Origin of the sequence: Stutzerimonas frequens (genome assembly GCF_024448335.1) — a bacterium.
Lineage (GTDB): Bacteria > Pseudomonadota > Gammaproteobacteria > Pseudomonadales > Pseudomonadaceae > Stutzerimonas > Stutzerimonas frequens.
Genome location: NZ_JAMOHM010000001.1, coordinates 366952 through 379997, shown reverse-complemented (window position 1 = coordinate 379997; position 13046 = coordinate 366952). Strand labels below are relative to the sequence as shown.

Genomic DNA, 13046 nt, shown 5'->3' with positions numbered 1-13046 from the left:
GCCGATCGGAGTTCCGGTTGCGCTCAGTCGCGACCGTCGATCAGGCGCCGGATGCGCGCGGCGAGGATGTCGATGCTGAACGGCTTGGTGAGGATGTCCATGCCGGGCCCGAGGAAGTCGTTGCGCATTTCATCGTCCGGCACGTAGCCGGTGATGAACAGGACCTTCAGATCGGGGCGGCCCTGGCGCGCGCGTTCCACCAGTTGTCGACCGTTGAGGCCCGGCAGGCCGAAGTCGCTGACCAGCAGGTCGAGACGCTGGTCGCCGTCCAGGTAAGGCAGTGCACTGGCCGAGTCGAACGCCTCCAGCACCCGATAGCCCAGCTCCTGCAGCACTTCGACCACCAGCATGCGCACCGCGGCCTCGTCCTCGACGACCAGTACCGTTTCGCCGTGCTGCGCACTGGGCGTCTCGGCAGGCTGTTCCGGCTGGTGCTGGGGGTTCCGTGCGGCCTGATTGCGCGGCAGGTAAAGCGTGACCCGGGTGCCCTGGCCCAGCGTACTGTCGATGCTGACATGGCCCCCGGTCTGCTTGGCGAAGCCGTAGACCATCGACAGCCCCAGCCCCGTGCCCTGGCCGATCGGCTTGGTGGTGAAGAACGGGTCGAACGCCTTGGCGATGGTCTTGGCAGACATGCCGGCGCCATTGTCGGTGACGCTCAGCACGACATAGTCGCCCGGTTCGGGGGCATCTGGCTGGCGTTGTTGGATATGCAGGTTCTGCGTGTGCACGCCGAGCCTACCGCCGTTGGGCATGGCGTCGCGTGCATTGATCACCAGGTTGAGCAGGGCGTTTTCCAGCTGATGGCCGTCGGTGTAGGCCTGCCAGGCATCGGCCTGCAGCTCGACCTCCAGCTGGATGTGCTCGCCCATCGTACGGCGCAGCATATCCTCCATCGACACCACCAGCAGGTTCACGTCGACGGGCTTGGGATCCAGCGACTGGCGTCTGGCAAAGGCGAGCAGGCGATGGGTCAGCGCCGCGGCACGGTTGGCGGAGGTGGTGGCGGCATCGATATAGCGGTCCAGATCGCTGGTGCTGCCGTTGGCGACGCGGCGCTGAATCAGGTCCAGGGCGCCAAGCACGCCGGTGAGCATGTTGTTGAAGTCGTGCGCCAGGCCACCGGTGAGCTGGCCGATGGCTTCCATTTTCTGTGCATGCCGCAGTGCTTCCTCGGCGCGTTCGCGCTCGGCCATCTCGATATGCAGCCGGCTGTTGATCGCCGCCAGTTCACGGGTGCGCTCGGCCACGCGTCGTTCCAGGCTGTCGTTAAGCTCGCGTAGCGCCTCCTCGGCGGCGACTTGAGCGGTAACGTCGGTATTGGTGCCGAACCAGTGGGTAACCTGGCCGAAGTCGTCGCGAATGGGCAGGGCGCGCGAGAGAAACCAGCGATACTTGCCATCCTTGCCGCGCAGCGGAAAGGTTTCCTCCCAGATCGAGCCGATGGCGAAGGCACGCTTCATCGAGGCGCTGACCCGCTCGTGATGGTCCGGGTGATTCACCGCACGCCAGCCCAGGGCGCGCATGGCTTCCTGGGTGGTGCCCGTATAGTCGTACCAGCGCTTGTTGTACCAGTAGATGCGGCCATTCGGGTCGGCCATCCAGGCGAACTGGCTCATGTTGTCAGCCAGCGTGCGGAACTGCTCCTCGCTCTCGCGCAGGGCACGCTCGGCGCGCATGCGTTCGTCGGCGGACCAGGCGCGGTCGGCGACCTCGCGAATGAACGAGATGTCGTCGTCCAGCCAGGCCCGCGGTTGGTCTTCGAGCAGCATCATCACTGCAGCCAGACGGCCCTGCTCGAACAGTGGCACGCAGACGATGCTGCGGATCAGGCTTTCGGCGAAATTCTCCGCGTGACTGGCGGTGCGGGCGTCGTGCAGCACATCCTCGATCACCACCAGCTCGTTTTCCTGCAGATCGTAGAAGAAGTCGCCGTAATCGGCGAAATAGACCGTCTCGCTGCTGCTGTCGGAGCTGCCATCGCTCCAGTAGCGCTCGATGGTGGCGCTCTGGCTGGAGAGCTCGACGCTGGCGAACAGCACGCGGGATATGCCGATGGTCCTGCCGATCACGCTGACCGCCGCATGCGCGATGGTCTGGCTGTCGTGCTGTTCGCGCAGCAAGTCGCCCAGTTCGATCAGCGCCGTCTGCCGCTGTTCGGCCTGCTGACGGTCGCGGATCTGCTGCTCGAGCATCTCGTTCATGCGCAGCATGCGCTCGGCGGCGCTGCGCTCGGCGGTAATGTTGCGAGCCGTGCCGAGAATGCGCACTTCGCCATTGCCATCGACCAGCCGGCGTCCGCGGTTGGCCAGCCAGATGAAGCTGTTGATACGGGTGTCGAACATCCGGTAGTCGAGCTGGAACTCGCCGTCGCCCTCACCCTTCAGCGTATCGCTCAGTGCCTTGAACAGCTTGCCCCGATCATCCGGATGGACGCGGGCGAGGATCTCCTGCACGTCCAGTCCCGGCTCATCGGGTGACAGTCCGGCCATGGCCTTGAGCTGCGCATCCCAGTGCAGCGAGTGCTGGCTGTCGCGGTATTCCCAGACGCCGGTCGAAGCGATCTCGTTGGCCAGGCTGATGCGCTGTTCGGCTTCGCGCAGCGCCTTGTTCGCACAGGCGCGCTCGGCGGCGCGACGAATGCGCTCGAGCACCTCACGAGTGAGCGCGATATCGTCTGCGCTCCAGCGGTTCGGCTGGCTGCGAATGAACAGCAGTACTGCCTGCTGGTTACCGGGCTCGGCTCCTGGCAATTCGGTCAGCAGCAAGGCGTCGGCGGCCAGGCTGCGGCGCAAGGGCTCGCTCGGCGCGTGGTCCGGGTCGAACACAACGATGCTGTCTCGAGCCAGCCGCTCGCTCAGGTCGGTGGCAACGGCAGCCAGGTCATGCTGGCTGATGCGGCTCGTTGCGCCTGGGGCCGGCCATTGCGCCTGCACCGAGAGCCGGGCGTTTTCCAGCCAGCCCCAGGCGATGCAGTCGCAACGCATGAGTTTCGCCAGGCGTTCGTCGAGCACGCAGCAGACGTCGACACGCTCGCTGCTGGCCTGCAGGCAGTCGCTCAGCTCCAGCAGGAACGCTTGCAAGGCCTGATGCTGGGTGCGTTCGCTGATGTCGCTGAAGGTGCAGATGGCCCCCTGCAGCTCGCCGTCGCGATAGATCGGTGCGACGCGGTATTCCACCGGCAGGCTGCCGCCATCGACACGGAAGAACAGCTCGTGTTCGACATGCCGCGGCTCGCCGGTCGTGGCGGTGTGCTGGATGGGGCAGTCCTGCACCGGATAAGGGGTACCGTCCGGGTGGCTGTGATGAATCAGCTGGTGCAGCTGCCTGCCGAGCACTTCTTCGCGGCTGGTGAAGCCGAGCATGTTGAGGAAGGCATCATTGCACAGTGTGACCGCGCCGCTGCGATCAATGGAATAGAAGCCTTCGTTGGCCGAGTCCAGCAGCAGCCGGGTGAAGGCTTCGCTTTCCAGGCGCTGCATCTCCAGCCGCCGCCGGGCATCGACATCCTGGGCGACGCAAACCCAGTGCAGCAGTTTGCCGCCGGCGTCGTAGACCGGCGCTGCGCTCGCCTGGAACCAGCGCTGACTGCCGTCGCCATCGCGCAGCGGCAGCTCAAGCTTGAACGGCAGCTCCCGACGCAGCGCGGCCCGCCATTGCTCGGCGACACGCTGGCGATCGGGTTCGGTGACCGCCTGCAGCCAGCCGTCACCGTGCGATTGCTCGATTGCGAGGCCGGTAAAGTCGGTCCAGTAGCTGTTGCAGAAACTCAGGCTGCCATCTGCATCGCACTGCCAGATCACCTGCGGGCTGAGGTCGACGAGGGTGCGATAGCGTTCTTCGGTTTCGCGGGCCGCAGCCTGTCGCATCCGCGACTCGGTCAGGTCGCGCAGGATCTTGACGAAACCCAGCGGCTGTCCATCCTCCAGCAACGGCGTGAGGATGCCGCTGGCCCAGAACTGTTCGCCATCCTTGCGCTGGTGCCAGCGCTCGTCGAGCGCACGGCCCTGCTCCAGAGCGGTGCGCATTTCCTGCTCGGGGACATCGGCGGCGCGATCCTGCTCGGTAAACATGAGTTCGACATGACGGCCGCAGACCTCGTCCTCCGACCAGCCGAGCAGCTGTTGCGCGCCGCTGTTCCAGCTGGTGACGAGGCCGCGCAGATCGGTGGCGATGATGGCGTAATTCTGCGCGCTGTCGATGATCTGCCGGCTACGCGCCTGTTCGTTGCATAGGCGCCGCAGTTCCAGCAACGCCATGGCCTGGCGTGCCAATGCCTCTAGCTGGGCCCGCTGGCGTGCGCTGAGCTCGCGTGGTTGGCGGTCATAGATAGACAGCGTGCCCAGCGGTAGTCCGTCCGCGTCACGCAGTACGGCGGCGGCACAGAAGTCGGCGTGCTGGCCGTCGACGAGGCGGGGCATTCGGACAGGGGCGCGGAGCTCGTCCGCCCGTCGAACGAATAGCGGATCTGCCTGCTCGATAGCCTGCGCCGGCACCGAACAAGCGCGCTCCTGCGGCTGTTGTTCGATGGAGAACGCGGCTATGCAATGCTGCTGGTGCTGATCGATCAGGTGGATCGCTGCCGCCGGGCAGGCGAACAGCTCTGCGGCCAGCGCTGCCAGCTCATCAAGTTCCGTGTTGGGCGTGCCGTCGAATACGCGATAGCGGGCCAAGGCGGTCAACCGCTCGGCTTCATTCCAGGTCGCGGCGGGGGCACTGTGGTCGGCGTTCAAAATGTCCTGCTCGGCTATCCATTGCACTGAGTAATTCAGGCGAATCCCATGGCGAAACACTCGGCATCGATTCGGTTGCCGAGCGGTCAGCAAAAGACTACGCCGAGCCTGCTTGGTTCAGGCTGCAACGGACAAAATCCCCGACGAATGGAGTGCATTTCCCGACGTGATCGGGCTGCGGCCGATCAACGGTTGCTGGCGGCGTTCAGCGCGGCGAGCAGCGCGGCGTCGCGGTGATAGATATCCGGTCGATAGCGGGGGTGACCGTCGGCATCGGTGTCGGCCGTCCAATAGGCCATCAGGATCGGCGTCGGGCGGGCCAGGCGATATTCGTGAGTCTTGCCCGATTGCAGCAGAGTGGCGACTACGGGGCGCTCGTGGTCTTCCAGCAACAGATCGACCAGTTGCAAAGCCGACTCGACGCGCACGCAGCCGGAGCTGAAGGCGCGAGCGGCGCGGTCGAACAATGGCTGGCTTGGCGTGTCGTGCAAGTAGACCGAGTAGGGATTGTCGAAACGGATTGCCACCTGCCCGAGCGGGTTGGCCGGCCCGGCATCCTGGCGCAGCAGAATGCCGCGCGGGTTGTTCCAGTCGACGTGCTGCGGGTCCAGGCTGTTGCCCTTGGTGTCGAGCACACGCATCTGGTTGCGTGCCAGGTACCCAGGGTCCTGGCGAATCAGGGGCAATTTGTCCTGCTTGAGGATGGTCGGCGGAACCGTCCAGGTGGGGTTGAGCGTCAGGCGCGTGATCTGCGATTTCAGCGGCGGCGTTTGCCGCGCCTGCCGGCCGACCTGGGTACGCGTCTGCCAGAACGGGCAACTGTCGCGAAAGTAGATCAGCCGGGCTCCGGCGATATCCACCAGCAGCGACTGAGCTTCCAGATCGCGGCTGACCCAGCGCAGGCGCTCCAGGTTGATGCGCAGCTGATCCAGACGGCTGGCCGGACTGACGTTCAGTTCGGTCAGGGTCGCGGAGCCGACCACGCCGTCGTCTTCCAGGCCGTGCTGGGTCTGGAACCGCTTGACCGCCTGCACCAGCTCGCCGTCGTAGTGCCGGTCCAGGGCCGACTCCGTCGCTGAGCCGGCCAGCAGCAGCTCGCGCAGCAGGGGTACCCGTGGGTCGGTCATTCCCGGGCGCAGGGTCGGTCCTGTCGGCACGGCTCGCCATGCCGGCAGCGGACGCTGGCCTAGATCGGCATAGGCCGCCCGCAGGTCACGATAGAGCGCCAGCTCAGGGCGGGCACGATCGAACGCCTCGGGAAGATCGGCCAAGCCCTGCACAGCGATCTGCAGCAACCGTTCGCCATCATCGCGCTCGGGCAGCTGCGGGCTGCGCCAGAGGGGTTCGACCTTGGCCTGAAGCAGGCGACCATGCGATAGATGCTGCAGCGCTTCGAGGTAGGCATGGCTGGCCAGGATGTCGGCGCATTCGCGAGCCCATGGATCGGTGCTGCTGCGCTGCAGTTCATGGCGGACCCGCTCGGGTTGGTACTGCGCCGGATCGAGGCCGTCATCGGCCAGCATCGCAAGCTGGCGCAGCAGTTCGTCGAGCATGGGGTAGGACGTCCAGACCGGGCGCTCGCCGGTTGCCTGGTAGAACTGCCGGAGGCGTTGCAGGGCGCCGTCAGGCAGCTCCGCCGGCAGCGTCGGGCAGCCGTGCGGCAGCCCTTGCAAGGCGGCGGACACGGGTGTCTGCGCGGCAGCGGACGGAGCGGCAACGGCCAGCCAGGGGGCCAGGCATAGCCACAGGGTCAGACGGGATGCACATTTTTTAACCAAGGTCTCGCTCCAAGCCGTTGCGGTGGCTGCTAGACTGCGCCCCGTGGGGCCACGGCGCCGGCTTCGCTGTTCAGCCGTCCGGTCCATAAGAACATATCGTGCCGGGAAGTTGGGGCTCGTTCGTCCCGCCCGGCTTAATTGCTCCGCTGCTGCAATGTGCCGCGGGCATGAGGCACCGGCCAGACAGGAAGTCGTCAGGCCGTGGCCGATGAGGTTTGTCGTTCATGATGTCCATTCTTCGACGTGCCTGCCTGGCGGCGGGTCTTTTCGTTTTCGCTGTGCCTGTCTGGGCGGCCACCGCCACCTATCAGCCGATGGTCGACAGCCTGGCCCGGCTGGCCCCCAAGCTGGACCGGCAGGTCCTGACTCATGCGGTCGCGGCCATGCAGTGCGCCGTGAACAATGGTGCCGCTGCGGCCCAGCGCCTGGCGGTGATCGACTTCTCGCGACCGTCGAGCGAAAAGCGGCTGTGGATCTTCGACCTGGAGCAGGAGCGGTTGCTGCTCGAGGATCTGGTCGCGCATGGGCAGAAATCTGGCGACAACCATGCCACCCGCTTCTCCAACAAGGTCGGCAGCCACCAGTCCAGCATCGGCCTGTTCCGCACTGCCGAGAGCTACAGTGGCAAGCACGGCTACTCGCTGCGCATGGACGGCCTGGAACCAGGTATCAATGATCGCGCCCGTGAACGCGCTATCGTCATTCACCCGGCCGCCTACGTGAATCCGTCCTGGATCGCCACCCAGGGTCGCATCGGCCGCAGCCAGGGCTGCCCGGCGGTTCGGCCGGAGGTGGCACGGATGGTGGTCGATAGTCTCAAGGGCGGCCAGTTCATGTTTTCCTGGTACCCGGACCAGCAGTGGCTGCAGTCCTCGGCCTACCTCAACTGCAAGCCCAATCAGGTGGCGAGCATTCTCGCTGCAAGGGCGGATGGCTGAATCGTCGTTCAGCCTCAGGTGTAAGGCAGGCCCATCGGTGGTTTCGGCCGCTGATGCTGATTGGGCGCGAGCTATTCGCGGCCAGGCCGCTGCCCCAGCTGGTGCAGGGTGGACCACGCTTCACCGATCCACCGGACGGAGTCGCGGTGGATGTAAAAAGCGACATCCACCCTACGAACGCCTCGAGCCGCCGGCTATTTCTGCTCGCTCTGCGGCGTTACCCGCAGCACTTCTTCCATGGTCGTCAGCCCGGCGGCGATCTTCTGTGCGCCAGACAGGCGCAGGCTGCGCATGCCGTCCTTGAAGGCCTGGCGGCGCAGGGCAACGATATCGGTGTCGGCGGTGATCAGCGGTTTGATCGCATCGTTCAGCAGCATGATCTCGTAAACCCCAGCCCGGCCGCGGAAGCCTGTATCGCGACATTCCAGGCAACCGACCGCCCGTTGCGCGGTGGTCGGTAGCGGGGCATTCCAGGGCCGGGTCAGCGCGCTCCAGTCATCGGCATCCAGCTGCACCGGCGCCTTGCAATGCGGGCACAGCGTGCGCACCAGACGCTGGGCCATCACGCCAAGCAGCGTGGCCTTGAGCAGGTAGTGCGGCACGCCCAGCTCCAGCAGGCGGGTGATGGCACTGGGCGCGTCGTTGGTATGCAGCGTGGAGAGCACCAGGTGGCCGGTCAGCGCGGCCTGGATGGCCATCTCCGCGGTTTCCAGATCACGGATCTCGCCGACCATGATGATGTCTGGGTCCTGGCGCATCAGCGCGCGTACGCCGCTGGCGAAGGTCAGGTCGATGTTGTGCTGCACCTGCATCTGGTTGAAGGCACCCTCGATCATCTCGATCGGGTCTTCGATGGTGCAGACGTTCACTTCCGGCGTCGCCAGCTGCTTGAGCGTGGTGTAGAGCGTGGTGGTCTTGCCCGAACCGGTCGGCCCGGTGACCAGGATGATGCCGTTGGGCTGGCCCGTCATGCTCTGCCAGCGGCGCAGGTCGTCGGCGGAAAAACCCAATTGGTCGAAGCCCTTGAGCAGCACCTCGGGATCGAAGATGCGCATCACCATCTTCTCGCCGAAGGCGGTCGGCAGGGTCGACAGGCGCAGCTCCACTTCGCCGCCGTCCGGCGTCTTGGTCTTGACCCGGCCGTCCTGCGGTTTGCGCTTTTCCGCGACGTTCATCCGCCCCAGCGTCTTGAGCCGGCTGACCACCGCCATCGCCACCTGCGGCGGGAACTGATAGACGTTGTGCAGCACACCGTCGATCCGAAAACGCACCGTGCCCTGATCGCGGCGCGGCTCGATGTGGATGTCGCTGGCGCGCTGCTGGAAGGCGTACTGGAACAGCCAGTCGACGATGTTGACGATGTGCGAGTCGTTGGCGTCCGGTTCCTGGTCGCTGGCACCGAGGTTGAGCAGCTGCTCGAAGTTGCCGACGCCGCTGATCTTCTGCTCGCTGCCACTGGCGCCGCTGACCGACTTGGCCAGGCGGTAGAACTCCACGGTGAAGCGCTGGATGTCCGCCGGGTTGGCCACCACGCGCTTGATCGGGCGCTTGAGCACGTGGGTCAGGTTGGCTTCCCAACCGTGTACGAACGGCTGGCTGCTGGCGATGGTCACGGCGCTGGCGTCCACCGCTACGGCAAGAATGCTGTGGCGCTGGGCGAAGGCGTATGACATCAGCGGGGTGATGGCGGCGACGTCGATCTTCAGTGGGTCGATGCGCAGGTACGGCTGGCCGGCGTGCTCGGCGAGCCAGACGGTCAGCGTCTCCAGGTCGAGCTTCTTACCCGGCCGGCGCAGATCGTCGAGCTGCTGAGCGGCGAGAAATTCCAGCGGATGCTGCTGGTTGGCCACCGCGCTGCGGCGCACCGTCAGGCATTGCTCGGCGCTGTCCTGGGCGACCCGCCCCTGGGCAACCAGCTCGCGCAACAGGTCGGCTAGATCGAGAGGGCGGTCCTGAGTGGGCGAGTTCAGCACGGACATGGAGTTCCTTCGACGTGGCGGCGCAAAAAACCAAGCTTGCCGTTAAACCCCCGACGCTGTCTGCTGCCGGGGTTCAACTTTGCGCAGCGTTGATGCCGTTATTTTTCCAGCAGCTTCCAGGCCTTGAGCGTCCAGACCCGATGGGCCTGCTCGACGCGTTGCTCGCGCGCTGCTTCGTCCAGCGCCTGACGGGCCATTTCGTGGAGCTTGGCCAGTTCGCCGTAGAGACGGTCGGTTTCCGGCAGCTCCAGCACGCCGCGGGCCAGGTGCAGCCAGACCAGCATTCGCTCCATGCGCGGGCTCTGCTCGGTCAGGTCTTCGGGTTGCTGCTGGTAGCGTAGCAATTGCAGAGCCTTGGCTTCTTCGGCCAGCAGGTGCGGCAGCCATTTGCCCAGCTCGGCAGCACCCTGGCGATCGCCACGGGCGTTGCGGCCTTGGGTCCAGCGGCGTTGCAGCAGCCACAGCGAGGCTTTCAGCGACAGCAGGCCCCAGCGGGTCCGGCCCAGCTCGTCGGTGAACTGCGCCGGCGCGGCCTTGCGCCCCCCTTCATCGTCCTGACCGGCTTCGACCCGTGGGCGCCAGTCCTGGATCAGCATATCGAGCAGTTCGCGCAGTTCTCGGCTGCTGGCACGCGGGGCGGCCTGGCCGAGGCTGCCGAGCAGGGCACGCAGTTCGATGAGCTGATGTAGCCACTCGCCCAGTAGCTTCCAGCGGCCATTGAAGCGGTACTGCTCGGCCAGGCGCTGGCTGTTGCCGAGCAACTGCCAGCCGAGGGCGACGATGGCATCGTCCAGCGCCATGCCGGGCGTCAGCTCCGGGGCTGGCAGCTGCAGGCTGTAGCCATCGGCGTCGTACAGGCGGTAGCCGCGCTCGGCCTTGCTGATGTCGCAGGGCATCAGCGGCAGATCGGCGGCCAGTTCGGCGGCCAGTTCCAGCAGCGCTTCGGGTTCGCCCTGGCGCAGTTCCAGTTCCAGCTCGCAGATCTCCTCGGACTGCTTGCCGGCCTTGACCTGTCCCAGATCCAGCGCGGCCTCGATGACGACCCTGGTCTTGCCACGGCCCCAGGCGATCTCGGCTTTCTCGCGAACGAAGTCTGTGGTGAAGATCGGCTTGAGGGTCTTCTTGTCGAGTTCGGCGAGGCTGGCCGGCCAGCAGTCGTCGCCGAGCTTCTTCACGTCAAGCTTGGCCTTGTCCAGGTACCAGTCCCACTCGTTGCGTTCGGACAGACCGGCGACGCTCTGGCCGCGGCTTTTCAGGGTCTGGATGAATTGCTCGCCGTCGCGGCGCAGGCGCAACGCGACCCGGGCCTGAGCGAGTGCGCGGTCCGGGGTGTCGTAATACTGGTTGAACAATTCATGGCGCGACCAGCCACTCTTGTTGCGCTTTTTCAGCAGCGGATGTTCGCGCAGGGCGAGCAGGGTTTCGCGGCTGGCGCGTAGCTTGATTTCGGTTTCTTTCTGCATGGTGCCGACTGGGTGCCTATGATGTGTTGATGTTGCAGTCTGATGACGCACGGTAGCAGGCGTGATGGCCTGTCCGTATACTTGCCGCCTCTTTCAAGCCGGGGCCATACCCTATGCCAGTCAATCCTTTCGTCAGCTTGTTCGGACGTTCGCCAATCGGCCCGATGCAGCAGCATATGGCCAAGTCGCATGAATGTGCAGCGAACCTGGTGCCGCTGTTCCAGGCGGTGATGGCCGAAGACTGGGAAAAGGTCGAGCAGATCCAGCAGCAGATGGCGCAGCTGGAGAACGAGGCCGACAAACTGAAGAAGAGCGTACGCCAGCACCTGCCCAAGAGCCTGTTCCTGCCGGTGCCGCGCTCCGACCTGCTGGACCTGCTGAGTGTACAGGACAAGATCGCCAACCGCGCCAAGGACATCGCCGGTCTGATGCTGGGCCGCTGCATGACCATCCCGCAGGCGCTGCAGCCGCAGATGCTGGCCTACGTGCAGCGCAGCGTCGACGCCAGCGCCCAGGCGCTGAAGGCGCTGAAGGAACTGGATTCGCTGCTGGAAACCGGCTTCAGCGGCCGTGAAGCCACACTCGTCGAAAAGATGGTCGAGGAGCTCGAGGAGATCGAGCGCGAAACCGACCGCATGCAGATCACGGTACGCCGTGCACTGTTTCATCTGGAAAAGGACCTGCCAGCAGTCGACGTGATCTTCCTCTACAAGATCATCGAATGGATCGGTGATGTAGCCGACCGCGCCGAGCGCGTCGGCAACCGTCTGGAACAATTGCTGGCGCGCTGAGGCGCCAGCGTCCTTTCTGGGTTCAACAGGTAGTTTTCCTTATGTCTCTTATTGCGGATTACGGCTTCGTACTCCTGATTCTCGCCTGCGCATTCGGTTTCTTCATGGCCTGGGGCGTCGGCGCCAACGATGTGGCCAACGCCATGGGCACTTCGGTCGGATCCCGTGCACTGACCATCAAGCAGGCGATCATCGTGGCGATGATCTTCGAGTTCTGCGGCGCCTACCTGGCCGGTGGCGAGGTTACCGAGACGATCAAGAACGGCATCGTCGATGCCGAGGTCATCCCGCCCGATCTGATGGTGCTGGGCATGATGTCGGCGCTGCTGGCGGCCGGTACCTGGCTGATGATCGCGACGATGAAGGGCTGGCCGGTCTCCACGACGCATTCGATCATCGGCGCGGTCATCGGCTTCGCGGCCGTCGGCGTGTCCACCGATGCGGTGCACTGGGAGGCTATCGGGCCGATCGTCGCCAGCTGGGTGGTCACGCCAATGCTTTCAGGGATCGTGGCCTTCGGCCTGTTCATGAGCGTGCAGAAACTGATCATCAACACCGATCATCCCTTCGAGAACGCCAAACGCTTCGTCCCGCTGTACATGTTCCTGACCGGCTTCATGGTCGCCTTGATGACGGTGACCAAAGGCCTCAAGCATGTTGGCTTGCACCTGAGCAGCCAACAGGGCGTGGTCATCGCCTTCGGCATCGGTCTCTTGGTGGCGCTGCTCGGCGTGGCGCTGCTCAGCCGTATCAAGCTGGACGTGGAGGCGGACAAGACCTTCCACTTCGCCAGCGTGGAGAAGGTCTTCGCCGTGCTGATGATCTTTACCGCCTGTTCGATGGCCTTCGCCCACGGCGCCAACGACGTGGCCAACGCCGTCGGTCCGCTGGCCGCCATCGTCGGTGTGATCGAGTCCGGTGGTGCTGCCGACGTCGCCGCCAAGTCCGCGGTGCCGGGCTGGGTGCTGCTGCTGGGCGCGCTCGGTATCGTCATCGGTCTGGCCACCTACGGTTACAAGGTGATCGCCACCATTGGCAAGGAAATCACCGAGCTGACCCCGAGCCGCGGCTTCGCCGCCGAACTGGCCACCGCGACCACCGTGGTCGGCGCCTCGGCCATCGGCCTGCCGGTTTCCACCACCCATACGTTGGTGGGTGCCGTGCTTGGCATCGGTATCGCCCGCGGTATCGGTGCGCTGAACCTGGGCGTGGTCGGTTCGATCTTCATGTCCTGGCTGATCACCCTGCCGGCCGGTGCCTTCCTCGCGATCGTCTTTTTCACCGTGCTCAAGTTCATCTTCACCTGAGTCGAGCCGACGCGATCGACGCCCCGCCTCGGCGGGGCGTTTTCGTTTGCGGGTCCC

7 protein-coding genes are annotated in these 13046 nt (G+C 65.1%); 3 read left to right on the top strand and 4 right to left on the bottom strand.

Annotated features, from left to right (window positions below):
- Positions 1-23: 23 nt before the first annotated feature.
- A complete protein-coding gene (locus tag NAO55_RS01800) occupies positions 24-4733 on the bottom strand; it encodes a PAS domain S-box protein (protein WP_102839679.1) in 4710 nt (1569 codons plus the stop codon).
- Positions 4734-4918: 185 nt separating this feature from the next.
- A complete protein-coding gene (locus NAO55_RS01795) occupies positions 4919-6511 on the bottom strand; it encodes a L,D-transpeptidase family protein (protein ID WP_232244578.1) in 1593 nt (530 codons plus the stop codon).
- Between the two features lie 224 nt (positions 6512-6735).
- On the opposite strand from NAO55_RS01795, the gene NAO55_RS01790 reads away from it, so the two are divergent.
- The gene (locus NAO55_RS01790) at positions 6736-7449 is read left to right on the top strand and encodes a murein L,D-transpeptidase catalytic domain family protein (protein WP_063541542.1); all 714 of its coding nucleotides are present in this window, start codon (positions 6736-6738) and stop codon (positions 7447-7449) included.
- A gap of 194 nt (positions 7450-7643) precedes the next feature.
- On the opposite strand, the gene tfpB is transcribed toward NAO55_RS01790, so the two are convergent.
- Positions 7644-9428: a type IV pilus assembly ATPase TfpB gene (tfpB, locus tag NAO55_RS01785; protein WP_102839396.1), complete on the bottom strand. Its 1785-nt coding sequence runs from the start codon at positions 9426-9428 to the stop codon at positions 7644-7646.
- Between the two features lie 98 nt (positions 9429-9526).
- Positions 9527-10891, bottom strand: a complete 1365-nt coding sequence (locus tag NAO55_RS01780) for a CYTH domain-containing protein (protein WP_102839397.1) — start codon at positions 10889-10891, stop codon at positions 9527-9529.
- Positions 10892-11004: 113 nt separating this feature from the next.
- On the opposite strand from NAO55_RS01780, the gene NAO55_RS01775 reads away from it, so the two are divergent.
- Together NAO55_RS01775 and NAO55_RS01770 are read left to right on the top strand one after the other, a co-directional pair.
- Positions 11005-11682 carry a TIGR00153 family protein gene (locus tag NAO55_RS01775; RefSeq protein WP_102839398.1) on the top strand — a complete coding sequence of 226 codons (678 nt, stop codon included), beginning with the start codon at positions 11005-11007 and terminating at the stop codon, positions 11680-11682.
- Positions 11683-11723: 41 nt separating this feature from the next.
- Positions 11724-12989, top strand: coding sequence for an inorganic phosphate transporter (locus NAO55_RS01770; protein ID WP_102839399.1), 1266 nt, complete (start codon positions 11724-11726; stop codon positions 12987-12989).
- Positions 12990-13046: the final 57 nt, after the last annotated feature.

Excerpts from the sequence above, each read along its gene's own strand:
- NAO55_RS01775 (WP_102839398.1), top strand. The coding sequence starts at position 11,005 with ATGCCAGTCAATCCTTTCGTCAGCTTGTTCGGACGTTCGCCAATCGGC.
- NAO55_RS01780 (WP_102839397.1), bottom strand. The coding sequence starts at position 10,891 with ATGCAGAAAGAAACCGAAATCAAGCTACGCGCCAGCCGCGAAACCCTG.
- NAO55_RS01790 (WP_063541542.1), top strand. The coding sequence starts at position 6,736 with ATGATGTCCATTCTTCGACGTGCCTGCCTGGCGGCGGGTCTTTTCGTT.
- tfpB (WP_102839396.1), bottom strand. The coding sequence starts at position 9,428 with ATGTCCGTGCTGAACTCGCCCACTCAGGACCGCCCTCTCGATCTAGCC.
- NAO55_RS01770 (WP_102839399.1), top strand. The coding sequence starts at position 11,724 with ATGTCTCTTATTGCGGATTACGGCTTCGTACTCCTGATTCTCGCCTGC.